Source organism: Solidesulfovibrio carbinoliphilus subsp. oakridgensis, assembly GCF_000177215.2.
Lineage (GTDB): Bacteria > Desulfobacterota > Desulfovibrionia > Desulfovibrionales > Desulfovibrionaceae > Solidesulfovibrio > Solidesulfovibrio carbinoliphilus.
This window is the reverse complement of record NZ_CM001368.1, coordinates 3,125,634-3,148,944: the sequence shown is the minus strand read 5'-3', so window position 1 is coordinate 3,148,944 and position 23,311 is coordinate 3,125,634. Positions and strand designations below refer to the sequence as shown.

Sequence of the window (23,311 nt, the reverse complement as noted above, 5' to 3'; positions counted from 1 at the left end):
ACGGCCGGGAAACCGGGCTGCAACTCCCGTTCCAGGCGGGGCTTTTGCCTACCCGGTCACCTGCCGAAAAAGGACGGCCAAGCCGGCCAGGAGCCCGAGGATGACGGCCAGGCCGCCGGCCGAGGCAAGGCGCCGGCCCGGGCCGTTGGCCAGGAGCCAGCCGGAAAAGCGCTTGTTCAAAAAGGGCATCACCAGCCACTGGAGGATCGAGATGCTGAGCGCATTGCCGACCAGCATGGACACGGCCAGCCCGAGCGGCGAGAGGAAGGGGCCCGGGAAAAGGGCCAGCACCATGACCGTGGGATAGAGCCCCAAAAGCACGATCACGGCCATCTTCCAGGACGGCGGCGGGGCCGCCCCGGCCTCCGGGGTCAGGCAGACGAACCAGGGGCCAAAGCCCTGGGACAGAACTTTCAGGTCAAAGCCGCCGATGGCGGACTTGAGCTTTTCCACCCATTCGGCCCGGACCGGGGACCCGAGCCAGGCGTCCAGGGCCTCGGGCCCGTCGAAGTGGATGACCGCGATCCACTCGTCGCCCTGGCCCGGGGCCGGCGGGTAGACGTCCGTGCCGCGAAAGCCGCCAAAGGCTTCGGCCGCGGCCGAGACGCCGCGCTGCCACTCCAGGAACCAGTCGGCCTTTTCCGGCGGCACCCGCTGGACCACCACCGCCGAGACCTTGGACACCCGCACTTCCACGCCCGCCCTCCTTCGCCGTTTTGACCGCCGACGAACCAACCCGGGGTCCGACCATCCCGGCCCGGGCAACCACGGCCAACGGCCGTCTTTCCGCCAGCCCGGCAGTCCGTTGGAACACCGCCCCGGGTTTTCAAAGGGCCAAGCCCTTTGGCCGCCGGAGGCATCCCCCGTCCTCCCCCCCTACGCTTTGTCGTGTCCCTTCTTGTAGGCCCGGGCCCCGGCCACCCAGGTCTCGTCCACGTTGCGGTCGTCACCGGCGGCCATGATGCCGAAAAGGAGCTGGGCCGCCTGCTCGATGGTCTCCGGGCCGCCCTCTTCCACGGCCAGGGTCTGATGCCAGGCCATGGCCAGCTGGCCGGCCTTCCAGTCCAGGGCCACGAAATCGGCCTCCTTGCCCGGCTCGAAGTTGCCGAGCATGTCGTCGAGGTAGAGGGCCTGGGCCCCGCCCAGGGTGGCCAGGTAGAAGGCCCGGTAGGGCGAGAGCTTGTTGCGGTCGGCCTCGCCGAGGTCCTGGTTTCGCGGATCGATGGAGCCGTCGAGCATGGTGTTGTTGCACATGCCGACCTTGTAGGCCTCTTCGAGGACCCGGACGAGGGAGAAGGCGTTGCCGCCGCCGACGTCGCTGCCGACGGCCACCCGGACCGGGTATTCCGGGTCCTTGGCCCGGCCCAGGCGGAAAAGCCCGCTGCCGAGGAAGAGGTTGGAGAGCGGGCAAAAGGCGATGGCCGCCCCGGCCTTGGAGAAGCGGCGCATCTCGCCGTTTGACAGCCAGATGCCGTGGCCGGCCGTGAACTTCGGACCGAGCAGCCCGTGTTTTTCGTGGACCTCGGTGTAGTCCGAGCAGTCCGGGAAGTGGTCCTTGGCCGTGCGCACCTCGGACGGGTTTTCCGAGATGTGGGTGTTGACCCAGCAGTCGGCGTGCTCTTCCTTGAGCCGGCGGCAGCTGTCCATCATCTCGCCGGTGCAGCCCACGGCAAAGCGGGGGGTGATGGCGTAGAGGTTACGACCCCGGCGGTGGTACTTTTCGATCAGCCGCTTCGATTCCTTGTAGAAATCGTCCGGGGTGATGCAGAAATCCGCCGGCGCGAACCGGTCGATGCCGGTCAGGCCGGCGATGACGCGCATCTCCCGCCGGGTCGCCTCCTCGAAGAACTCCTCGGTGGAGACCGGGCTGCTCGTGGTGAAGGCCAGGCAGGTGGTGGTGCCGCCGGCCAGGAGGGCGTCGAAGAAAAGCCCGGCCGCCTTGCGGGCGTAGTCGCGGTCCCGGTACTTGAGCTCCTCGCCGAAGATCCAGGTCTGCAGCCAGTCCAGGAGCTGGTTGCCGTAGGCCCCGAGCACCCGGACCTGGGGGAAGTGGATATGGCCGTCGATGAAGCCGGGCAGGATGATCCGGTCCGGCAGATGGGTGATATCCAGGCCCGGATGGCGCGGCGAGACGTCCGCAAAGGGGCCGAAATCCGCGATGACGCCGTCTTTGACCACAAGCAGGCCGTCGGCCAAAAACCGGGCGGCCGCCTGCTCGTTGCCGGCATGGTGCCAGGGATCGTCGACGAAATCGAAAAACGTTCCACGGACGGCGCAGCTCGCTTTGGGCATGGCGGTTCTCCTGTCAAAGGGTGGGACGCGGCCGGAGCAAAGGCGGCGGACGGCCCGTTTCCGGCCAGACGGCGCCCGCCGCGAACGTTGTTCGGGTTTGGCCCGACGCTACCATGCCCTCCCGGGACTGGATAGAAAAAAGACCGTTCTCTCCGGGCATTGCCCCTCGCCCCTGGCCGGTCCCTTTCCGGGCGCGCCTGTTTCAGGTTGGAACGAAGGCCGTTCCGCTCCTGGCCAGCCCTTTTCATTTTGAAACACACCCACCCGTTCCACCCTGTCTGCCGAACGTTCTTCCCATGTCATTCCAATGCCTTGTCTTCAAAAAATCGTCTTGGCCCGCCGGTTGCTTTAGCCCGGGCCAGGAAACCCCATGGAACGCATACTGATTGGCGCAACGCCACGAAACGGAGCCTTCGCGGCCCTGACCCGGGCCATCTCCCTGGCCCGGCGCATCGGCGCCAAGGTCCACGTCCTGTTCGTGACCCCGCCGCCAAGCCCCGACGGCCGGCCCGGTCCGGGCACGGACGGCGACGGCGCACGGCTGCGGCTCATGGTGCAGCGGGCCCAGGAGCAGGGGGTCGGCATCGAGTACTTCGTGTCCGAGGGCGGGTACGAGGAAGAGGTCATCCGGTTCGCCCGCGATCGCAAGATCACGCTGCTCGTGGCCGAATCGGCCGACGGGGACGGACGCCCCGCCGAGGCCCAGTCCCTCAAACGGATCCTGCATGGCATCTCCTGCCGGGTGGAACTGGTCTCCCCGCGCCGGAGCGAAACCCAAACACAAGGTGAGGCGACATGACCATTCCCATGACCATGTACCTGCCCATCGCCGGCAATTCGGTGAACATCCTGGCCGTGCTCGGCCTTGGTGGCGGGGTGGGGCTCTTATCGGGCATCTTCGGCGTCGGCGGCGGTTTTCTCATGACCCCGCTCCTCATGATGATGGGCATCCCGGCTACCGTGGCCGCGGCGTCCGATTCCAACCAGATCGTCGGGGCCTCGACGTCGGGCACGCTCATCCACCTGCGCCTTGGCAACGTGGACGTCCGGATGGGCGTATTGCTCCTCATCGGCGGCGTGCTCGGCGGCACCCTCGGCGTCCAGCTCATCAAAATTTTGCGGGCCATGGGCAACGCCGACTTCCTCATCAGCATCACCTACGTCCTCATGCTCGGCGGCGTCGGCTCCTACATGTTTTTCGAGTCCCTAAGCTCCATGCGAAAGGCCAAGCGCCCCTCCCAGGCCCAGGCCGCGCCGGCCAGGCCCTCGGCCTACGCCCGGTTCATGGCGAGCCTGCCCTGGCAGATGGACTTCCCCCGCTCCGGCATCCGCCAGTCGGCCCTGACCCCGCTTTTCTTCGGCACCCTGGTCGGCGTCCTGTCGGCCATCATGGGTGTCGGCGGCGGGTTCATCATGGTCCCGGTCATGGTCTACATGCTGCGCATGCCCATGCACGTGGTGGTCGGCACAAGCCTTTTCCAGGTCCTTTTCACATGCATCAACGTCACCATCATGCAGTCGGCCGAGAACCACACCGTGGACTTCGTGCTGGCCCTGCTGCTTCTGATCGGCTCGGCCATCGGGGCCCAGTTCGGGGCCAGGATCGGCCGCAAGCTCCAAGGCGACCAGCTGAAGATCTACCTGGCCGGCATCGTGCTCGTGGTGATGTTCAAGATGCTCTACGAACTGCTGGCCCGGCCCGACGTCCTGCTCGCGGCCATCGGAGGACACTAGCATGCGGCGCATTCTTTCCATCCTGGCCCTCCTGGCCCTCGTCGGCCTCGCCTCCTTCCTGGCGGCCGCCCCGGCCCTGGCCGACGCCGCCGCGCCGGTCTCCGTGGAAGCAAGCCCCGGGACCATCGCCATCGACACCCTGTACAACGGCACGGACCTGACCGTGACCGGCACGGTGCCGGCGGGAAGCCAGGTGGTGGTCCGGCTGGTCGGCGACCCGACCACGTTTCCCATGAAGGAAAAGGGCAAGGTCTTTGGCCTCTTGTGGATGAACCTCGACAAGGTGGCCTTTAAGGACGCGCCCAGGGTCTTCCTGGTCGCGGCCTCGCCCGAGGTCCCGGCCGCGGACGTGTCCCGCCTCGGCGTCCCGGGCCTGGCCGACCGGATCACGGTCACGGCGAAAGACGGCGACACGGCCCCGCTTGTGGCCGAGTTTCTCCGGTACCAGACCGCGGAAAAGCTGTATAAGGAAAACGCCGGCCAGGTGACGCTTGGCGCGGACGCCGGCGCGGCCCGGCCGTTTACCGCCGTGTTGCACATGCCGTCGCGCCTGTCGCCCGGGGCCTACGCCGTGGAAGTCCTGGCCATCCGGGACGGCGCCGTCCTCGGCCAGGGCGACGCCTCGGTCACGGCCGCCTTTATCGGTGCCCCGGCCTTCCTGGCCGACATGGCCTTCGGCCACGGCACGCTCTACGGCGTCCTGGCCTCGATCATCGCCATTGTCGGCGGCCTGGTCATCGGCCAGATCTTCAGCGGCTCCAAGGGCGGGGCCCACTAGGGCCGGCCCGGAGCATCGGCCATGGGCGTACTGGACAGGATCGGCGGGGCCCTCGGCTGGCGGTCCCGGGGCAAGACCCCGGTCCCCTTTGTGGTGCTTTTCAAGAAATTCAAAAGCATCCTCGAGCGCAACAACCGCATCCTCACGCTCATGGCCGACATGGGCGACAAGCTCGGCGGCGAATATGTGTTCGACCGCCGCTACATCGAATCGGCCTGCGAGGAACTCTCGGACCAGATCTTCAAGCTGGTTTCGGACCTGTCCATTTTGAACCGCTGCCGCAACGTGCCCCTTTTCATCGCCTTCGAGGCCGTGCGCCAGGAAATCGCCGACGAGCTGGCCGGCCGGCACCATTTCCCGGCCACCGCCCCCACCCTGCCGCTCTCGGCCCTGCGCCGGGACATGGGCGAGGCGGCCGGCGGCAAGTTCGCCATGCTCGGCGAGCTCAAAAACAAGCTCGCCCTGCCCGTGCCGGACGGATTTGTCATCACCACCGGCGCTTTCGCCGATTTCATGGCCAAAAACGGCCTGCCGGATTTCATCCGCGACCAGACCGAGCTCCTGGACGCCGACGAGGAAGGCAACATCCGCCAGGTGTCCGACGTCGTACGCGAGCGGATTCTCGCGGCCGCGCTGCCCCGGTCCCTGGGCCGGGGCATACACGACGCCCTGGCCGATCTGGCCAGGCGCCTGGGCGCCATGCCGCCGAGCCTCGCCGTCCGCAGCTCGGCCTGGGACGAGGACGGCGAGACCAGCTTCGCCGGCCAGTACGAGAGTGTCATCGGCGTGGCCGCCAAAGACGTGCCCGAGGCCTTCAAGCGGGTGGTGGCCGGGGCCTATTCCCCGGAAGCCTGGCTCTACCGCCGGCGGCGGGGCTTCCGGGAGCACGAGGCGGTCATGGCCGTCGGCTGCCAGGCCATGGTCGATTCCACGGTCAGCGGCGGGCTCTACACCTACGCCCCCATGACCCGAAACGACGAGGGCATTTTCGTCAGCGCCGCCTGGGGCCTGTGCGCCCCGGTCATGTCCGGCGAGGTGGAGACCGACTCCTATCTCCTGGCCAGGCGGGCCCCGTTTGCCGCCACGTCCCGGGAAATCGCCCGCAAGTCGCGCCAGATGGTCCTGGTTCCGGGCCGGGGCGCGGAATATGCCGACGTCGCCCCGGAAAAGGCCGACGCCCCCTGCCTGACCGAGGCCGAGCTGGCCTTGCTCGGCGAGGCCTCCCTGTCGCTGGAAAAATATTTCAAGCGGCCCCAGGACGTGGAATGGACCTTTGACGCGGCCGGACGCCTGTATGTGCTCCAGAGCCGGCCGCTGGTCTTTTCCGGCGAACCGGCCCGGCGCACCGGGGCCATCGACGCGGCCACCGCCAAGGCCGAGGTGCTCTTTTCCGGCCGGGGGGACGTGGTCCAGCGCGGCGTGGCCATGGGCCGGGTGTTCGTGGTCCGCACCGACGCCGACCTCGACGACTTCCCCTTTGGCGCCATCCTGGTCGCCCACCACACCTCGCCCCGCTACTCCCGGATCATGGCCCGGGCCCAAGGCATCCTGACCGACATCGGCTCCCCGGCCGGGCACATGGCCGCCGTGGCCCGGGAGTTTCGGCTGCCGACCATCGTCGGCTGCGGTGTGGCCACATCCCTGCTCAAGACCGGCGACGAGATCACCGTGGACGCCACCCAGAACGTGGTCTACCGGGGGCTGGTCAAGGAACTGCGCTTTTTCGAGCTGACCGAGGAGGCGGTGTACGAGGATTCCTACGAATACCGGCTGCTGCGCCGGCTTTTGAAAAAGATCACGCCGCTTAACCTCGTGGACCCCCACTCCCCGGACTTCACCCCGGCCGCCTGCCGCACCTACCACGACATCACGCGCTACATCCACGAGCAGGCCGTGGCCGAACTGATCGACCTGAGCGAAAGCCGGCAGGGCATCCTGGACGCCTCGGCCCGAAAGCTCCGCTCGCCCCTGCCGCTCAACCTCTCCTTGATCGACCTCGACAACGAGGCCGGGGCCGACACCTCGCCCATCGGCGTGGAAGACCTGCACTGTCTGCCCTTGCGGGAAATCCTGACCGGGCTTACGGCTTCCGGCATGTGGGCCACCGACCCGGTGCCGGTCGACATGGGGAGCTTCATGGCCAGCCTGACGCGCACCCTCGGCGCCGGGGCCCCGGGCTCGGAAAAGCTCGGCCGCAACCTGGCCGTGGTCTCCCGGGAATACCTGAACCTGAACCTCCACCTCGGCTACCACTTCGTGCTGATCGACGCCTATGTGGGGGAAGTGGTAAACGACAATGCCCTGTATTTCCGGTTCCTCGGCGGGGTGACGGATCTGGCCCGCCGGGCCAGGCGGGCCCGGTGCATCGGCAAGATCCTGGAGCAGGCCGACTTCCGGGTGGAGCTCCACGGCGACCTGGTGGTCGGGCGGCTCAAGAAATTCGACCGGGAGGCCATGCGCGGCAAGCTGCGCCTTTTGGGCGGCCTGGTCGGCTTCACCCGCCAGCTTGACGTCCGCATGGGACGCGACGACGATCCCCACTGCTTTGCCGAGGAATTCCTGGCCGCCATCCAACCCGTACTGTCCGGAGAGGAGACCCCGCATGCCGACGCCAAACACCTCTGAGAAGAATCCGAACGCCCCCGCAAGGCGGCGCCTGCTCATTCTCGACGACGAGCCCATCGTGGTCAAACGCCTCAAACCCGCCTTCCAGAAGGCCGGCTACGACGTCTCCGTCTTCACCGACAGCGCCGCGGCCCTGGCCGCCTTCGAAGCGGCCCCGGCCGACATCGTCATCACGGACCTCAAGATGGAAGGCATGGACGGCATCGGCTTCCTCGACCGGATAAAGGCCGTGTCCCCGGGCGTCGGCGTCATCGTCATCACCGGGTTCGCCACCCTGGAGACGGCCAAGGAATCCTTCCACAAGGGGGCCTTCGATTTCGTGGCCAAGCCGTTCAAGCTGGCCGACATCCTGGACGTGGTGGCCCGCCTCGAATCCATGCTGCCAGGCGCGCCCCATGCCGGCTGAGGACGCCGCCGGCAGCCGGCTTCCCGGCGGCCCGGCCAGGGACGCGGCCCGGTCGGTCTTCTCCAAGTTCCGGGCCCTGCTCGACGCCAACACCGCCGCCCTGGCCACCATGGCCGCCCTGGAACGGATGCGCGGCGGGGAATACATTTTCGACCGGGCCTTTCTGGAACAGTCCGCCCGGCAGGTGGCCGACCTGGCCCATCAGGCCGTCTATGCCGTCAACGCCATGAGCGGCAACCGCTACGTGGCCCTCTACGACCGGTTCATGGCCATCGCCGCCAAGGTCGAGGACATCCTGGCCGGCCGGCCCGGCACCGACGACGACCGGCCCCTGCGGCCGCTTTCCCGCCTGCGCCTGGAGGACCGGGCCAAGGTCGGGCCGGACGCGGCCGCCCTCGGCGAACTGTCCGGCCAGCTCGGCCTGCCCGTGCCCCAGGGCTTGGCCCTGGCCGCCAACGCCTGGGCGGACGGGGCCCTGACGGCCGAGGCCGGGCAGGCCCTGGCCGAAGCCCTGGCCGATCCGGCCTGCCTCGGCCAGGCCCCCGCCCTGGCCGTGGCCCTGGCCGGAGAGCGGACCGACGGCACGGCCGTCCGCCGGCAGGCTTCGGGCCTGCCCCCCCGGGCCGAAGCCGTCGGCGAGGCCCTCTCGAACCTGGCCCGGGACGTCCGGTCCGAAGGCGCGGGCGGCGCCGGCCTTTTCGCCATGGTGGCCGCGGCCGGGCCGGCCGTGCTGCGCGGCCGGATGCGGACTTTCGCCCCCGAGGCCGACGGCCGGGCGTTTTTGCGCCTGGAGCTTTGGCCCGAGGGCGACCCGGCCAGCCGGGACACCCTTTTTCTCGACCGGTCCCATCCCTTCGCCCCCCGCCGCAGCGTCTTTGCCCCCAAGCCCATGGACAAAAAGCTGCCCGACGGCCAGACCCCCCTCGACGCCGGCCCAAACGGCTTCCTGCGCGGCAGCGCGCTCCTTCCCTTCGAGGCGGCGGCCGGGCTGGCCGGCCAGGGGCTGGCCGCCGAACGGCTCCTCGGCGCGCCCCTGGAGCTGGCCTTTGCCGGGGACGGCTCGGGCGGCGTGGTGTTCACGTCCGCCCACCTGCTGGCGGCCGTTTCCCCGGACGACGCCGGGCCCGCCGTTCCGGCAATCCCGGGCGAGCCGCTCCTGTCCGGCGGCGAGGCCGCCTGCCTGGGCCTGGCCTCGGGCAAGGTCGTACCCGTGGACGAGACCACGGATGTGGCCGACTTTCCTTACGGGGCCGTGGCCGTGACCCGGTCGGCCTCGCCGGTCCTGGCCCCGCTTCTGCGCCGGGCCGGGGCCGTGGTGGCCGAGGTCGGCGACGCGGCCGGGCACCTGGCGGCCGTGGCCCGGGAGTACCGGGTGCCGGCCCTTTTCGGCCTGGCCGGGGCCCTGGCCGCCTTGCCGCCGGGGCTGGTGGTCACGGTCGACGCCGGCGCGGGCACGGTCTTTCGCGGTCCGGCCGCCACCCGGCCGGCACCGGACGCCGGCCTCGCCCCGGACGATCCCGAATACCTGATCCTGCGCCGGCTCCTGCGCCGCATCGCCGCCCTGACCCTGACCGATCCGGAGTCCCCGGACTTCACCCCGGCCGGCTGCCGCACCCTGCACGACATCCTCCATTTCGCCCACGACCGGGCCGTGACCGTCCTCACCGACCTGCGCCAGGCCGGCGTGTCCGAACGCCCGGCCACGCCGCTTGCCCTGCCCGTGCCGCTGGACTTGAAGGTCCTCGACATCGGCGGCGGGCTGGTCCCCGGGACCTCGGGCCTGGCCTCGGTCCGGTCCCGGCCCTTGGCTGCCCTGCTCTCGGGCCTGACCGCGCCCGGCATGTGGGACGCCACCCCGGCCAGGGTCGGCCTGGGCGACCTCCTCGGGGCCATGGGCAAGGCCCTGCCGGCCGGCGGCGGCAATCTGGCCATCGCGGCCCGGTCCTACTGCAACGTCAGCCTGCGCCTGGGCTACCACTTCACGGTGGTGGACGCCTATCTGGGCCAGAATCCCGAGAAGAACACCATCTACTTCCGCTTCGTCGGCGGCATGGCCGGCCCGGCCGGCCGCGAGGCCCGGGCCGCCTTTTTGCAACGGATTCTCAGCCGCTACGACTTCAAGGTGGAGGTGTCCGGCGATCTGGTCGTGGCCCGGCTCAAGTTCATCGAACCGGAGACCGGCGGCGAGGCCCTGCGTCTGGTCGGGCGGCTGTGCGCCTTTGCCCGCCAGCGCGACACGGGACTGACCGGACCGGCCGACGCCGCCGCCCTGGAACAGGCCTTTTTCGAAGCCTCGGGCTTGCCGGCTACGGCCGGCCCAGGCGGCCCCGCACCGGAGGCCGGGCAATGATCGGCCGTCTCTGGAAGGCCTGGCGCGACCGGCGGGAGGCCCGAAACCGCGCCGCCCTGGACGCCCTGAAGGTCCGCTACCACACCTTCCGCATCCTCCTGGCCAACAACGAGCGGGCCCTGGAGCGTCTGGCCGGGGTGGAGGCCGCCCTGGCCTCGGGGGCCCCGGGCGGCGAACTGGCCGGACTGGTCGAGGACCTGCAGGCCGTGACCTTCGAGCTGGTCGACGGCGTATCCCGGCTGGCCGGACAAGGGGCAAACGCCCTCTACGCCCGGCAGCTCCGCCTGGAAGAGGCCCTGCGCGCCGCCCTGGAGGCGGTGGAGGACACCGGCCGGGGGCCGTCCTGCCTGCCCTTGGCCCGGCCCCTCGACGCCAGGGAAGTCGGCGGCAAGGCGGCCGGCCTGTCGGAACTCCGGCGAAACGGCTTTCCCGTGCCCGACGGCTTTGCCGTGACCGTGACCGCCTGCCGGGCCTTTTTGCGCGAAACCGGCCTCGACGCCCGCCTGCGGCAGGCCCTTGGCCGTGACGGCGGCAACGACGCCCTGGCCGCCGTCCGGGCCGACATCCTGGCCACACCCCTGCCGGGCTGGCTGGCCGGGGACCTGCGCGCCGCCGCCGGCCGGCTGGCGCCCGCCGCCCTGGCCGCCCGCAGCAGCGCCCTGTCCGAGGACCTGGCCGAGCACTCCTTTGCCGGCCAGTTCGAGACCGTACTCCACCTCTCCCCGGACACCTTGGGGCAAGGATTTCTGACGGTCATGGCCGGGGCCTTTTCCGAGCGGGCCGTGGCCTACCGCCGCGAGGCCGGCCTCCCCCCGGCCGTTCTCGACATGGCCGTGTGCGTCCAGGCCATGGTCCCGGCCGTAGGGGCCGGCGTGGTCTTCACCAGCGACCCGGTGCGGCCCGAGACCGGGCGGATGCTCGTTTCCGCCGTGCCCGGCCTTGGCGTCCTGGCTGTCGACGGCGCGGCCCCGGCCGACATCATCCGCATCCGGCGCGACGACCCCACGGACATGGACCTGCGCCTGGCGAAAAAGACCCTGCGCGCCGTGCCCGACCCGGCCGGCGGCGTCCGCCGCGAGGCCGTGCCGCCCGGCGAGGCCGACCGGCCGGTCCTGTCCCCCGCCGTCCTCACCCGCCTGGTCCGGCTCGCCCTGGCCGCCGAGAGCCTGGCCGGGACGCCGCGCGACCTGGAATACGCCGTGGACGTCACGGACCGCGTCTGGCTCCTCCAGTCCCGGCCGGCCCGCGTGGCCCACGGGAGCAGGCGGCAGACCGCGCCCGATCCCTATTACCAGGGCGGCATGACCGCCTCGCCCGGCCGGTGCCTCGGGGTGCTGCGCCACATGGCCACCGAGGCCGACCTCGCGGCCGCGACAAACGGCCCGGCCGGCCCGGTCATCGCCGTGCTGCCCACGGCCGCGCCCGAGGCGGCCCGGTTCCTGCCCGGCTGGCAGGGCCTGGTGGTCGCGGGCGGCAACCCGGCCGACCACCTGTCCACCGTGGCCCGCGAGACCGGCCGCCCGCTCCTGACCCGGGCCGCCGGAGCCGTGGAGGCTCTGCCCGACGGCGCGGCCGCCGTCCTCGATGCCGGCCGGTGTCTGGTCACGCCGGCCCACCCGGCCATCGGCGACCTGGGTGAGCTCCTCGCCTCCCCGGCCGCCGACGCCGGCAAACCCGCCCCGGCCCCCCTGTCCCCGGCCCGGGCCAGAATCCACGACCTGACCCTGCCCCTGACGCTCACCGACGCCTACGGCCCGACCTTTGCCGCCATCGAGTGCCGCACCCTCCACGACATCATCCGCTTTGCCCACGAAACCGCGATCCTGGCCCTCTTTGAGGCCGGGGACGAGGTCCTGGAGGAGTCCTTTTCCCAGGTCCGCATCCTGCGCGGGGGCGTGCCCTTCGAGGTCATGGTCATCGACCTCGGCGGCGGGCTGCGCGAGGAGGCGGCCGGCCGGTTCATCGGCCCCTCTGACGTGGCCTCCATTCCCCTGGCCGCCCTGTGGCAGGGACTGGCCACGCCCGGGCTGCGTTTCGGCGCGCCCCCGCCCGGCTCGGACATCCGGGGGGTCATGGCCAAGGGCGCGACCGACGGCCGCAGCCGCCGGCCCGTGGGCGAGCCCAACTACGCCCTGGCCGCCAGGGACTACGTCAACGTCAACGCCCGGGTGGAGTTTCATTTCGCCATGATCGACGCGGTCTGCGGCCCGAGGGCCGGCGGCAACTACGTGCGGCTGCGCTTCAAGGGCGGCGGCGCGGCCACGCCCTTGCGCCACCGCCGGGCCTCTTGTCTGGAGGAAATCCTCCAAGCCGGCGGATTTTTCGTCAACAGACAGGGCGACCTGGTCACCGCCCACCTGCTGGACGCGTCCCGGGAGGCCACGGAAAAGGGGCTGGTCCTCCTTGGCCGGCTGCTCGGCTTCACCCGTCTCCTCGACGCGGCCATGACCGACGACGCAGCCCCGCGCCGGGCTGCCGCCGCCTTCCTGGCCGGCGACTACGGCCTCGCCACCTTCGCCCCGGACCACCCGGCCGGGCACCGGGCCCTGGAGCAGGCATGAACGGCCGCCGTTTGCCTCTCCGCCCGCTGTGCCGTGCCGGCGCTTCCCTCGGAAAAAATCAGGACAAAAATCTGGTTCTTCAAATATAACAGACCCATTTGCTGTTTTTCTGGCGCGCTGCCGCATTGTGCATAACTCGGTAAGCCTCCCGTATCCCTTTTTTTCTCCGACCCGTCGCGCATCGGCTGCCCCGTTGACACCGGCGGGCCATACTCCCATATAGTCCGGCTGCGTCGGTGTTCGCTCCTCCGGCCGGCCGGAGGAGCGAACCGCAAGAAGAGAATCCGGTGCGATTCCGGAACTGCCCCGCAGCGGTGAGCGAAAACGACCCCCGCCATCACGCGCCGGACACGTGTCCGGGAAGCGGCGGGCACTAGGAAACCGGCCATACCCGGCCGCCTGTTCGCCAGTCCGAAGACCTGCCGACGCCGTCCGCGCCGACCCGCGCCGACGAAACGCCATGGGAGCCTCGCGGGAGGGCGGCCCGGCCATCCGAAGCGCCACGCGCTTTTCGGCCCATGCCATCCCCGACCGCCAACCTCACCGCAAAGGGCGCGCCCGCAATACGTCGCCCGGGAGAATATTTTTATGCTCGAGTCCATGGGAAGCTTGGCCTGCGACACCTCCGTAAACGACAACGCCCCCGGCCTGGCCGCCCCCGTGGCTCCGCCCCGGATCGCCATTGCCGTGCCCACCCGCATCCGCAAGCGCGACGGAACCATCGTTGCCTTCAACGCCGACAAGATCCGCTCGGCCATCAGCCGGGCCGGCGCGGCCACCGGCGATTTCGGCGACGACGAGGCCCTGCTCCTGACCGCCCAGGTCATGAAGGTCCTCTCCCACCGCTTCGCCGGGCAGATCCCGGACATCGAGCGCATCCAGGACGTGGTCGAGCAGGCCCTTATTTCCGCCAACCACTTCCGGACCATGCGGGCCTATTCCATCTACCGCGCCCAGCGCGCCCGGCTGCGCGAAGACAAGAAAACCGTGGTGGACGTGGCCGCCTCGGTCAACGAATACCTCGACCGCCAGGACTGGCGGGTCTCGGCCAACGCCAACCAGGGCTATTCCCTGGGCGGCCTTATCCTGAACGTCTCGGGCAAGGTCGTGGCCAACTACTGGCTCTCCCACGTCTACCCGCCCGAAGTCGGCCAGGCCCACCGCGACGGCGACCTGCACATCCACGACCTCGACATGCTGGCCGGCTACTGCGCCGGCTGGTCCTTGCGCACGCTCCTGACCGAGGGCTTAAACGGCGTCCCCGGCAAGGTGGAGGCCGATCCGCCCAAGCACCTTTCGAGCGCCGTCGGCCAGATCGTCAACTTCCTCGGCACGCTGCAAAACGAATGGGCCGGGGCCCAGGCCTTTTCCTCCTTCGACACCTACATGGCGCCCTTTATCCGCAAGGACAACCTCTCCTTCGCCGAGGTCCGCCAGTCGATCCAGGAGCTCATCTACAACCTGAACGTGCCCTCGCGCTGGGGCACCCAGACGCCTTTCACCAACCTGACCTTCGACTGGACCTGCCCCGAGGACCTGGCCGGACAGCATCCGGTCATCGCCGGCCAGGCCATGCCCTTTCTCTACGGCGACCTGCAGGCCGAGATGGACATGATCAACAAGGCCTACATCGAGGTCATGACCGCCGGCGACGCCAAGGGACGGGTCTTCACCTTCCCCATCCCGACCTACAACATCACCAAGGACTTTCCCTGGCAGTCGCCCAATGTCGACATCCTCTTCGAGATGACGGCCAAGTACGGGCTCCCCTACTTCCAGAACTTCCTCAATTCCGACCTGGAGCCCGGCATGGTCCGGTCCATGTGCTGCCGGCTCCAGCTCGACCTGCGCGAGCTCTTAAAGCGCGGCAACGGCCTGTTCGGCAGCGCCGAGCAGACCGGGTCCGTGGGCGTGGTCACCATCAACTGCGCCCGCCTCGGCCACACCCACCGCGGCGACGAGGCCGGGCTTTTAAAGCGTCTCGACGCCCTGCTCGAAATCGCCCGCACCAGCCTCGAAATCAAGCGCAAGGAGATCGGACGGCGCATGGACGCCGGCCTTTTCCCCTACACCAAGCGCTACCTCGGCACGCTGCGCAACCACTTCTCGACCATCGGCATCAACGGCGTCAACGAGCTGGTCCGCAACTTCACGGGCGACGCCGAAAATCTGACCACCCCCGCCGGCCACGCCATGGCCGTGCGCCTCCTGGACCACGTCCGGGCCCGCATGACCGCCTTCCAGGAACAGACCGGCCACCTCTACAACCTGGAGGCCACCCCGGCCGAAGGCACCACCTACCGGTTCGCCAGAGAGGACCGCAAGCGCTTCCCCGGCATCCTGCAGGCCGGCACCGACGAGAAGCCCTACTACACCAACTCCTCCCAGCTGCCGGTCGGCTTCACCGACGACCCCTTCGAGGCGCTGGCCCGCCAGGAGGAACTCCAGCGCAAATACACCGGCGGCACGGTGCTCCACCTCTACATGGGCGAGCGCGTCACCAGCGCCGAGGCCTGCAAGCAGCTCGTCAAGCGCTCGCTCACCCGCTTCGCCCTGCCCTACGTCACCATAACGCCCACCTTCTCCATCTGCGACGTCCACGGCTACCTGGTCGGCGAACACGCCACCTGCCCGACCTGCGCCGCCGAGGGAACGACCCGGGAATGCGAGATCTGGACCCGCGTCATGGGCTACTACCGGCCCAAGGCCGCGTTCAACGTCGGCAAGCAGGGCGAATACGACGAGCGCGTCTGCTTCGCCGAGCCGCAGCTGTAGGGAAGAGAACGGAAGGGAAGAGAAGATGCCTCCGGCGGCCGGGGGGGATCATCCCCCCGGACCCCCTGAAAGGGAGAAGTATGGTGAGTCCCTTGAAGGGAATGTGGGAGAGCGTGGGAGCTTTGCTATGAAAGGGCTGACCATTGGCGGGGTGACGCCGCTTTCCACGCTGGACTTCCCGGACGCCCTGGCTGCGGTCATCTACTGCCAGGGCTGCCCCTGGGGCTGCCCCTACTGCCACAACGAACCCCTTCGCGAAATAACCGACCGGACCGAACGCGACGGCGCATCGGTCCTGGCCTGGCTGGCAGGCCGGCGCGGACTCCTCGACGCGGTCGTCTTCTCCGGCGGCGAACCGACCCTGCAGGAGGGCCTCGGCGGGATGCTCGGCGCGGTGCGCGATTTGGGCTTCAAGGTCGGACTCCACACCACCGGCATGTTTCCCCAGGCCCTGGAGAGAGTGTTGCCCCTTTGCGACTGGGTCGGCCTCGACATCAAGGCTCCGCGCGCCGACTACGCCCGGGTGACGGGTGTGGCCGGCAGCGGCGAAGCCGCCTTTGCCAGCCTCGCCCTGCTCCTCGCCAGCCACCTCCCCTTCGAGACCCGCACCACCTGGCACCCCGGACTCCTCAGCGAAGCCGCCCTGGTGGCCCTGGCCCGGGAACTGGCCGAAGCCGGGGCCGGCCGCTGGGTCATCCAGGCCTTCCGGCCCGACGGCTGCGCCGACCCGGACCTGGCCGCCGCCGGCCCCACCGCCTTTCCCCCGGATCTGGTCTCCCGCCTCCTCGCCGTGGCCCCCCGCCTGACCATCACGACAAGGAGTTGAAGGAATGGACGAGAGAGATGCCTCCGGCGGCCGGGAGGGGGTCACCCCCTCCCGGACCCTCCCGAAAGGGGATTGAGACTGTCCCTGGTGCCCGGTTTTGGGTAGAATGCGTGGATTGGGAGGCGGCCATGGACGAAACGCTCGTACGCATCACCGGCAGGGTGGCCATCCCGGCCGACGAACTGACGTTTACCGCCTCGCGGAGCAGCGGCCCGGGCGGCCAGAACGTCAACAAAGTCAGCACCCGCATCACCTTGTGGTTCGACCTCGCCGCCTCGCCGAGCCTGACCGACGCCGACAAGGACCGTATCCGGCAGGCGCTCGGTTCGCGCATCGGCAAGGACGGGCTCTTGCGCATCATCTCCCAGACCACCCGCAGCCAGACCGCCAACAAGGAACTGGCCGTGGCCCGTTTCGTGGAACTCCTGCGCGACGCCCTGACCCCCCTGCCCCCCCGCAAGAAGACCCGGGCCACCCTGGCCTCCAAGCACCGCCGCCTGGACACCAAGAAGCAGCACGGCGCCCTCAAGCGCCAGCGCGCCTCGCGCCCTGCGTCAGAGGACTAGCAAGCGGGGAAACGATGCCTCCGGCGGGCCGGGAGGGCTCCTCCCTGCCCCTTCCTCGACGGGCCACCAGGGCGCACACCCGCCCACGCCCCCCGGCCCGGGGCCGCCCTTGACGCGCTCCGCCGCCCCGGGCTAGGGAAGCCTGTCCCAGCGGCCGCGTGCCGCCGGGCCCCAACGCCCGATCCGGAGCAACCACCCCATGTCCTCACTGGAACAAAAACGCCAGAAGAAGCCGTTTTGGCTTTCCGCTACCCGGGAACAGGCCAAGGACACGGGCATGGCCCTGGTCCTTGTGAGCCTGATCGTTTTTTTCGTCACCCGCGAGGTCCGCTATGCGACCATCGCGGCCGGCATCCTGCTCCTCGACATGATCTCGCCGTCCTTGTTCAAGCCGGCGGCCAAGCTGTGGTTCGGCCTGTCCCACGTGCTCGGCACGGTCATGTCCAAGGTGCTCCTGTCTCTCATTTTTTACCTGGTGCTCTCGCCCATGGGCATCCTGCGCACCCTTTGCGGCAAGGACCCCATGCGCGCCCGCCAGTTCAAGAAAGGCGAAGGCTCGGTCTTCCGGGTCCGGGACCACGCCTTTGTGGCCGCGGACATTGAACAGCCGTTTTGACGCCGCGTCCGCGCGCCGCGACCGACACGACCAATCTGCCGCCCAAGGCCCATTGCGGCCCGGGCGTCCCTTGGAGGCACTATGGAATTTCTGACTGAACTGTGGGGCTTTTTGCGGGTCCGGAAAAAATTCTGGCTGTTGCCCATCATCCTCGTGCTGCTGCTCTTCGGCGTCCTGGTGGTCCTGACCAGCGGCACGGCCGTGGCGCCGTTCATCTACACGCTCTTTTAAGCGGGAATCCCATGGCCCAATACATCCTGGGAATTTCCGCCTACTACCACGACAGCGCCGCCGCCCTGCTCCGGGACGGCGAAATCGTGGCCGCCGCCCATGAGGAGCGGTTCACGCGCAAGAAACACGACGCGGCCTTTCCCCAAAAGGCCGCGGCCTACGTGCTGGAAGAAGCCGGCATCGGCCTGTCCGAGCTCGAAGCCATCGCCTTTTACGACAAGCCCTACCTCAAGTTCGAGCGGCTGATGGAGACCTACCACGGGTTCGCTCCGCGCGGCGTGGTGAGCTTCCTGTCGGCCATGCCGGTGTGGATCAAGGAAAAGCTCTTCATGAAAAAGATGCTGCGCGAGGAACTGGCCAAGCTCGGCCAGGGCAAGCCGCGCATCCTTTTTCCCGAGCACCACCTGTCCCATGCCGCCTCGGCCTTCTACCCCTCGCCCTTTGACGAGGCCGCCATCCTGACCATCGACGGCGTGGGCGAGTGGTCGACCACCACCATCGGCCTCGGGCGCGGCAAGGACATCACGTTCCTTCGCGAGCTGGATTTCCCGCACTCGCTCGGGCTCCTCTATTCCGCCTTCACCTACTACTGCGGCTTCAAGGTCAATTCCGGCGAATACAAGCTCATGGGCCTGGCCCCGTACGGCATCGAGGGCTCGGAGCGGGTGGCGGACTACAGGCAAAAGATCCTGGACGCGCTGGTGGACCTGCGGCCGGACGGGTCCATGCTCCTCAACATGGCCTACTTCGACTACGCGACCGGGCTGACCATGTGCCGCGACGGCAAGTGGGAGGCCCTCTTTGGCCTGCCGCGCCGGGCCTCCGAGTCGGAGCTGTCCCAGGAGCACATGGACATGGCGCTCGCCATCCAGCAGGTGACCGAGGACGTGGTCCTGCGCCTGGCCAGGACGGCCCGGGAGATGACCGGCTGTAAAAACCTCGTCATGGCTGGCGGCGTCTCGCTCAACTGCGTGGCCAACGGCAAGCTTTTGCGCGAGGGGATCTTTGACGACGTCTGGATCCAGCCGGCCGCCGGCGACGCCGGCGGGGCCCTGGGCGCGGCGCTCGCCGCCCGGCACATCTGGTCCGGCCACGACCGCGCCCCCCTGCCCGAGGGGGCCATGGACCGCATGGCCGGCTCGTATCTCGGCCCGGAATTCACCCGCAAGGACGCCGTGCGCGTGGCCTCGCGCCACGACGCGCCGTGCGCGGTCCACGACGACTTCGACGCCCTGTGCGCCACGGTGGCCGATCTGCTGGCCGACGGCAAGGTGGTCGGCTGGTTCCAGGGCCGCATGGAATACGGCCCCCGGGCCCTCGGCGGCAGGAGCATCCTCGGCGATCCCCGAAACCCGGAAATGCAGAAGAAGCTCAATCTCAAGATCAAATACCGCGAGGGCTTCCGGCCCTTCGCCCCCTCGGTCCTGGCCGAGGCGGCGTCCGAGTGCTTCGTCCTCGACCGGCCCTCGCCCTACATGCTGCTGGTTGCGCCCGTGGCCGAAAAGCTCCGCCACGACCTGCCGGACGGCTACTGGGAAAAGCCGATGTTCGACCGGCTCTACGTCTCCCGCTCGGACCTGCCGGCCATCACCCACGTGGACTTCTCGGCCCGCATCCAGACCGTGCACGAGCGGACCAATCCCCGCTACCACCGGCTGATCAAAACCTTCGCCGACCGCCACGGCTGTCCGGTCATCGTCAACACCAGCTTCAACGTCCGGGGCGAGCCCATCGTCTGCACGCCCGAAGACGCCTACCGCTGCTTCATGCGCACGGAAATGGACTACCTGGTCATCGGCGACTGCCTCTTTGACAAGACCAACCAGCCCGACTACGGCGACGCCGGCGACTGGCGCGACGAATACGAACTGGATTAGACAGAATGTGCAAAGGCCGCCCGAGGGCGGCCTTCTTCGTCGGGAAGGAAGGCGACAATGCCGCCCGGCCCCAGGGCTAAAGGAAAACCGGCCGCCGACGAAAAGGACCGGGAGAGGGCGGCGGAATCGCGCCCGGGAGGCTTCTATGAAACGGTTGGCGACGCTTTGCCTGGCCGTGGCCCTGGCCGCCGTTCTCGGGCTGCCGGGACGGGCCGCCGCCTTTGACGAACAGACGGTCCTGGCCTGCGCCTTCCGCCAGGCCCTGGCCATCCTGACCTGCAAGGAGCCGGACAAGTACAGCTTTGTCGGCATCCGCGACGGAATCTACGTCTTCAATTCGTTCTTCGCCAAGGGCTTCGCGGAATTCTACGTCCAGATAAACGGCGACCACGCCATCTTCACCAGCCGTGTCTGGCACGGCCGCATGCCCTCGGGCCGCATCCACCGCGACGACACGGCCGGGTGCGTCACCGTGGCCGTGGACGCCATCGCCTGCTCCAAACAGCGCGTCGCCCGCTGCTGCGGCAGCCCCTAGCCGCGTTCCTTCAGTCCATCTCGATGCAGTCGTGGGGACAAAAGGCCATGGCCTGCTCGATGGCTGCGGCCGGGGCCTCGGCCAGCAGCAGGACCGGCTTTTCCGTGGCCTCGTCCATGGCGAAAAGCTCCGGGACCAGCGACGCGCAGGCGCCGCAGCCGTTGCAGCAGACGGGATTGACGCTGTAGCCGTGCAGGGTCGTCTCCATGGGCGTTCCTCGGTTTGTGTGGCAAAGGGAACCTTTTCCATTTATGTTTGCGGGCGGCATTGTCAACGAGGAGGTCGCCTGGCGCGGCATGCGGTGCAACAAATGCGGGGCCGAGAGCCCCGACCGGATACGGTTCTGCCCGGTCTGCGGCCACAAGCTCCAGTCCGGCCGCGAGAACCACGAAGACGCCCCGGACGAGGCCGGGACCGGGGACGCGCCGCGCCCGGCCTCCCGGCTCCTCGACTTCCAGGGCTGGGCCAGGCCCGGCCGGGGTGGCGGACGGTATGTCGAGGCCTGCGTCTATGCCGCCTTGCTCGGCGGGGGCGTGGCCTGGTTTCTGTATTCCGGCGTCCAGTGGCCGCTTTATCCCCTGGTCGCGCTGTGCGCCCTGGCCGTCTGGCTGCGCCGCCTCTAACGTGAGCGGGGACGCGGCCGGTTCCCGGCCGCGTCCCCGCTTCCCTCCGCTCCGGCGACCCGCGCGAGACGGCTGCGCCGCCACACTGGCGGAAACGCCGCCTCCTTAGTCGCTAGCCGACGGGCCTTCCCCCCGCCTCTCCGGGAACCGCCGCCGGGGTCTGCCGCATGCGCAGGTAGGTCATGACGGCGGCGATGGCCATGGGCGCGACCCCGGCCACGATGAAGACCGTATCCCCGGGCAGCCGTCCCCATTCGATGAGCCGGCTGAGGTCGCGCCCCAGGTAGTCGAGGCTCCGGGCGTGCCAATAGCCGTTGGTCAGCACGTCGTAGACCTGCAGCACGCCGCCCGGAAAGAGGCTCCCGACCACCATGAGGAGCAGCCCGAAGTTAAGCCCCCAGAAGGAGATCCGGATGAACCGCTCCGGGCCGCGCCACTGGTCTGCGGTCAGCACCTGCCGGAAGGCCAGGACCATAAGGGCCAACGCCTCCATGCCGAAGACGCCCATCAGCGCCATGTGCCCGTGATTGGGGGTGAGAATCGTCCCGACCTCGAAATAGCTGACAATGGGCAGGTTGATCAGGAAGCCGAAGATGCCGGCCCCGACGAAGTTCCAGAATCCGACGGCCATGAGGAAATAAAAGGCCCACTTGTGCGGGATGTTCACCCGCTGCCCGCAAACCGCGCACTCCGAGTCGGTCAGCTTGACGAAATCCCAGGCGTCCAGGGTCAAAAGCGTCAGCGGCACGACCTCCATGGCCGAAAAAAGGGCCGAGAGCGACAGGTTGAGGTTGGTCTGGCCGCTGAAATACCAGTGGTGGCCCGTGCCGACGATGCCGCTGCCGAGAAAGAGGATGGCGTCGAGGTAGATGACCCGGGCGGCGGTCAGCCGGGTGACGAGGCCGAGCCGGAAAAAGGTCACCGCCACCATGACCGTGACGAAGAGCTCGAAAAAGCCCTCCACCCAGAGGTGGATGATCCAGAACCGCCAGTTGTCCACGATGGTGAAGTTGGTGGCGCCGCCGAAGAAAAACGCCGGCAGGTAAAAGATCGGGATGGCCGAGGCCGCCAGCATGAAAAGCGTCGAGATCTCGCGCCGCTCCGGGTCGAGCAGGGCCGGCATGACGCTTCGCAGCAAAAGGACCACCCAGCCGATCAGCCCGATGGCCAAGAGGATCTGCCAGCCCCGGCCCAGGTCCAGGTATTCCCAGCCCTGGTGCCCGAACCAGAACCACAGGTCCCCCAGGAGCCGGTTGATGCCGGCCAGCTCCCCGAGAAGGCTTCCGACCACGACCAGGACCAGGGCCCAGAACAGGCCGTGGATGGCCATGGCCTGGCCTTTCGGTTCCTTTTCGCCAAGGGCCTGGCCCAGCAACAGCCCGCCGCCCACAAAGGAGGTGGCGATCCAGAAGATGGCCGATTGCAGGTGCCAGGTCCGCAGGATGTTGCTCGGCAAGAACGCGGCCAGGTCGAAGCCGTAAAAGTCGCCCGGCTCGGCCCGGTAGTGGGCGGTGGCCCCGCCGACCAGCACCTGGACCAGGAAAAGCAGGGAGGCGGCCACGAAGTACTTGATGATCGCCCGCTGGGTCGGCCCGGCCACGCCGGGGAGCATTTTCGGATGCACATGCTCCCCCGTGCCCTTCCAGCCCAGGTATTCGAATTTGCCAAAGGCGAAAAGCACCAGCGCGATGCCGGTCAGGAGGGTGATGAGGCTCAGCGCGCTCCACAACACCATTTGGCTGGTCGGCGTGTTGCCGAGCAGGGGATCGTAGGGGAAATTGTTGGTGTAGGAGAAGGCCTCGCCCGGCCGGTTGGCGATGGAGACCCAGGCCGTCCAGGCGAAAAAGGCCGTCAGGTCGCGCAGTTCCTTGGGGTCCCGGATGTAGCCGGCGGTCAGGCCGCCGTTTACGGCCGGGTTGGAGAAATAGTCGGTCCACCGCCGGATCTGGTCCTCGAAGGACCGGACTTCGTCGTCGGTGAAGGTGAGGACGTTTCGGGCGGCGTCGAAGCGGTTCTCCTTGAGCCGGGAGGCGACCGTGGCGGACACGGCCTGGCGCTCCTCGGCGGACAGCTCCTCGAACGGCCGGCCGAACCGGGACAAGGCCAGGCTCCGGTTGGCCGCAAGCCCCAGGTCGTGGAGGTACTGGGCCGAGAAGTCCGGGCCGAGATAGGCCCCGTGCCCCCAGATCGAGCCGTTCTCCATGAGCCCGTAGCGCAGGAAGACCTGCTGCCCGGCCGTAACGTCCGCGCCCGTGAAGACGACCTCCCCCGCAGGGCCGACCACGCGCTCGGGAATGGGTGGCGCCTGGCGATAGGCCTGGAACGTGATCAGGATCTCCAGCCCGAAGCCGATGACAAGGACCGCCAAAACGGCCTTGCGCCACCAGCCGGACAGCCTCTGCCTGGCAATCCCCTCAACCTGCATGCCCGCCTCCTTTGCGTATGAAAGACGAAAAAAGAGCCTGTCGCCCGCATACGCCTTTTTCAAAAGGAAGTAATCCTCCCTGCGGCTTCTT

Annotated in this window: 19 protein-coding genes and 1 riboswitch; of the genes, 15 read left to right on the top strand and 4 right to left on the bottom strand. The window is 68.8% G+C overall.

From position 1 onward, the window contains the following. Nucleotides 1-48: 48 nt before the first annotated feature. On the bottom strand, nucleotides 49-696 hold the full coding sequence (locus DFW101_RS13750) for a putative antibiotic biosynthesis monooxygenase (protein WP_009182130.1): 648 nt from the start codon (nucleotides 694-696) through the stop codon (nucleotides 49-51). Nucleotides 697-876: 180 nt separating this feature from the next. Beyond that, nucleotides 877-2,292, bottom strand: a complete 1,416-nt coding sequence (gene guaD / locus DFW101_RS13745) for a guanine deaminase (protein WP_009182129.1) — start codon at nucleotides 2,290-2,292, stop codon at nucleotides 877-879. A gap of 370 nt (nucleotides 2,293-2,662) precedes the next feature. Between guaD and DFW101_RS13740 the strand changes: the two genes are divergently transcribed. The 14 genes from DFW101_RS13740 to DFW101_RS13680 all read left to right on the top strand — a co-directional run bounded on the left by DFW101_RS13740 (nucleotide 2,663) and on the right by DFW101_RS13680 (nucleotide 20,172). Then, complete coding sequence (locus DFW101_RS13740) at nucleotides 2,663-3,091, top strand: universal stress protein (protein ID WP_009182128.1); 429 nt, start codon at nucleotides 2,663-2,665, stop codon at nucleotides 3,089-3,091. After that, nucleotides 3,088-4,026 (top strand): sulfite exporter TauE/SafE family protein, encoded by a 939-nt coding sequence (locus DFW101_RS13735; RefSeq protein ID WP_009182127.1) that lies wholly within the window; start codon nucleotides 3,088-3,090, stop codon nucleotides 4,024-4,026. The genes DFW101_RS13740 and DFW101_RS13735 overlap by 4 nt, the downstream gene beginning before the upstream one ends. A gap of 1 nt (nucleotide 4,027) precedes the next feature. Beyond that, the gene (locus tag DFW101_RS13730; protein WP_009182126.1) at nucleotides 4,028-4,804 is read left to right on the top strand and encodes a TIGR02186 family protein; all 777 of its coding nucleotides are present in this window, start codon (nucleotides 4,028-4,030) and stop codon (nucleotides 4,802-4,804) included. A 21-nt stretch (nucleotides 4,805-4,825) separates the two neighbouring features. Continuing rightward, entirely contained in the window at nucleotides 4,826-7,429 is a 2,604-nt protein-coding gene (locus DFW101_RS13725) for a PEP/pyruvate-binding domain-containing protein (RefSeq protein ID WP_009182125.1), read from the top strand. After that, nucleotides 7,407-7,835 (top strand): response regulator, encoded by a 429-nt coding sequence (locus tag DFW101_RS13720; protein WP_009182124.1) that lies wholly within the window; start codon nucleotides 7,407-7,409, stop codon nucleotides 7,833-7,835. The genes DFW101_RS13725 and DFW101_RS13720 overlap by 23 nt, the downstream gene beginning before the upstream one ends. After that, entirely contained in the window at nucleotides 7,825-10,185 is a 2,361-nt protein-coding gene (locus tag DFW101_RS13715; RefSeq protein ID WP_009182123.1) for a PEP-utilizing enzyme, read from the top strand. Before DFW101_RS13720 ends, DFW101_RS13715 begins: the two co-directional genes overlap by 11 nt. Then, nucleotides 10,182-12,746 (top strand): PEP/pyruvate-binding domain-containing protein, encoded by a 2,565-nt coding sequence (locus DFW101_RS13710; protein WP_009182122.1) that lies wholly within the window; start codon nucleotides 10,182-10,184, stop codon nucleotides 12,744-12,746. The genes DFW101_RS13715 and DFW101_RS13710 overlap by 4 nt, the downstream gene beginning before the upstream one ends. 217 nt (nucleotides 12,747-12,963) lie before the next feature. Next, a riboswitch (cobalamin riboswitch) is annotated at nucleotides 12,964-13,187 on the top strand. A gap of 147 nt (nucleotides 13,188-13,334) precedes the next feature. Continuing rightward, entirely contained in the window at nucleotides 13,335-15,521 is a 2,187-nt protein-coding gene (locus DFW101_RS13705; protein ID WP_009182121.1) for a ribonucleoside triphosphate reductase, read from the top strand. Nucleotides 15,522-15,648: 127 nt separating this feature from the next. After that, nucleotides 15,649-16,347 (top strand): anaerobic ribonucleoside-triphosphate reductase activating protein, encoded by a 699-nt coding sequence (locus DFW101_RS13700; protein ID WP_009182120.1) that lies wholly within the window; start codon nucleotides 15,649-15,651, stop codon nucleotides 16,345-16,347. Nucleotides 16,348-16,475: 128 nt separating this feature from the next. Further along, the gene (gene arfB / locus DFW101_RS13695) at nucleotides 16,476-16,913 is read left to right on the top strand and encodes an alternative ribosome rescue aminoacyl-tRNA hydrolase ArfB (protein ID WP_009182119.1); all 438 of its coding nucleotides are present in this window, start codon (nucleotides 16,476-16,478) and stop codon (nucleotides 16,911-16,913) included. 199 nt (nucleotides 16,914-17,112) lie between these two features. Further along, complete coding sequence (locus DFW101_RS13690) at nucleotides 17,113-17,529, top strand: SxtJ family membrane protein (protein WP_009182118.1); 417 nt, start codon at nucleotides 17,113-17,115, stop codon at nucleotides 17,527-17,529. Between the two features lie 81 nt (nucleotides 17,530-17,610). Next, nucleotides 17,611-17,760 (top strand): DUF5989 family protein, encoded by a 150-nt coding sequence (locus DFW101_RS19825; RefSeq protein WP_009106868.1) that lies wholly within the window; start codon nucleotides 17,611-17,613, stop codon nucleotides 17,758-17,760. Between the two features lie 11 nt (nucleotides 17,761-17,771). After that, on the top strand, nucleotides 17,772-19,637 hold the full coding sequence (locus tag DFW101_RS13685) for a carbamoyltransferase family protein (RefSeq protein WP_009182117.1): 1,866 nt from the start codon (nucleotides 17,772-17,774) through the stop codon (nucleotides 19,635-19,637). 145 nt (nucleotides 19,638-19,782) lie between these two features. Beyond that, entirely contained in the window at nucleotides 19,783-20,172 is a 390-nt protein-coding gene (locus DFW101_RS13680) for a hypothetical protein (protein ID WP_009182116.1), read from the top strand. A 10-nt stretch (nucleotides 20,173-20,182) separates the two neighbouring features. Here DFW101_RS13680 and DFW101_RS13675 read toward each other — a convergent pair whose 3' ends face one another. Next, entirely contained in the window at nucleotides 20,183-20,380 is a 198-nt protein-coding gene (locus DFW101_RS13675; protein WP_009182115.1) for a 4Fe-4S domain-containing protein, read from the bottom strand. An 88-nt stretch (nucleotides 20,381-20,468) separates the two neighbouring features. Here DFW101_RS13675 and DFW101_RS13670 point away from each other — a divergent pair, with 88 nt between their 5' ends. Continuing rightward, nucleotides 20,469-20,795 carry a zinc-ribbon domain-containing protein gene (locus tag DFW101_RS13670; RefSeq protein WP_009182114.1) on the top strand — a complete coding sequence of 109 codons (327 nt, stop codon included), beginning with the start codon at nucleotides 20,469-20,471 and terminating at the stop codon, nucleotides 20,793-20,795. Nucleotides 20,796-20,907: 112 nt separating this feature from the next. On the opposite strand, the gene DFW101_RS13665 is transcribed toward DFW101_RS13670, so the two are convergent. Continuing rightward, nucleotides 20,908-23,220, bottom strand: coding sequence for a nitric-oxide reductase large subunit (locus tag DFW101_RS13665; RefSeq protein ID WP_009182113.1), 2,313 nt, complete (start codon nucleotides 23,218-23,220; stop codon nucleotides 20,908-20,910). Nucleotides 23,221-23,311: the final 91 nt, after the last annotated feature.

What these genes read in the sequence shown, in the direction of transcription:
- DFW101_RS13715 (WP_009182123.1), top strand. Translation starts at nt 7,825, where the DNA reads ATGCCGGCTGAGGACGCCGCCGGCAGCCGGCTTCCCGGCGGCCCGGCC.
- DFW101_RS13720 (WP_009182124.1), top strand. Translation starts at nt 7,407, where the DNA reads ATGCCGACGCCAAACACCTCTGAGAAGAATCCGAACGCCCCCGCAAGG.
- DFW101_RS13685 (WP_009182117.1), top strand. Translation starts at nt 17,772, where the DNA reads ATGGCCCAATACATCCTGGGAATTTCCGCCTACTACCACGACAGCGCC.
- DFW101_RS13735 (WP_009182127.1), top strand. Translation starts at nt 3,088, where the DNA reads ATGACCATTCCCATGACCATGTACCTGCCCATCGCCGGCAATTCGGTG.
- DFW101_RS19825 (WP_009106868.1), top strand. Translation starts at nt 17,611, where the DNA reads ATGGAATTTCTGACTGAACTGTGGGGCTTTTTGCGGGTCCGGAAAAAA.
- DFW101_RS13690 (WP_009182118.1), top strand. Translation starts at nt 17,113, where the DNA reads ATGTCCTCACTGGAACAAAAACGCCAGAAGAAGCCGTTTTGGCTTTCC.
- DFW101_RS13705 (WP_009182121.1), top strand. Translation starts at nt 13,335, where the DNA reads ATGCTCGAGTCCATGGGAAGCTTGGCCTGCGACACCTCCGTAAACGAC.
- DFW101_RS13665 (WP_009182113.1), bottom strand. Translation starts at nt 23,220, where the DNA reads ATGCAGGTTGAGGGGATTGCCAGGCAGAGGCTGTCCGGCTGGTGGCGC.
- arfB (WP_009182119.1), top strand. Translation starts at nt 16,476, where the DNA reads ATGGACGAAACGCTCGTACGCATCACCGGCAGGGTGGCCATCCCGGCC.
- DFW101_RS13740 (WP_009182128.1), top strand. Translation starts at nt 2,663, where the DNA reads ATGGAACGCATACTGATTGGCGCAACGCCACGAAACGGAGCCTTCGCG.
- DFW101_RS13670 (WP_009182114.1), top strand. Translation starts at nt 20,469, where the DNA reads ATGCGGTGCAACAAATGCGGGGCCGAGAGCCCCGACCGGATACGGTTC.
- guaD (WP_009182129.1), bottom strand. Translation starts at nt 2,292, where the DNA reads ATGCCCAAAGCGAGCTGCGCCGTCCGTGGAACGTTTTTCGATTTCGTC.
- DFW101_RS13675 (WP_009182115.1), bottom strand. Translation starts at nt 20,380, where the DNA reads ATGGAGACGACCCTGCACGGCTACAGCGTCAATCCCGTCTGCTGCAAC.
- DFW101_RS13700 (WP_009182120.1), top strand. Translation starts at nt 15,649, where the DNA reads ATGAAAGGGCTGACCATTGGCGGGGTGACGCCGCTTTCCACGCTGGAC.
- DFW101_RS13680 (WP_009182116.1), top strand. Translation starts at nt 19,783, where the DNA reads ATGAAACGGTTGGCGACGCTTTGCCTGGCCGTGGCCCTGGCCGCCGTT.
- DFW101_RS13710 (WP_009182122.1), top strand. Translation starts at nt 10,182, where the DNA reads ATGATCGGCCGTCTCTGGAAGGCCTGGCGCGACCGGCGGGAGGCCCGA.
- DFW101_RS13730 (WP_009182126.1), top strand. Translation starts at nt 4,028, where the DNA reads ATGCGGCGCATTCTTTCCATCCTGGCCCTCCTGGCCCTCGTCGGCCTC.
- DFW101_RS13725 (WP_009182125.1), top strand. Translation starts at nt 4,826, where the DNA reads ATGGGCGTACTGGACAGGATCGGCGGGGCCCTCGGCTGGCGGTCCCGG.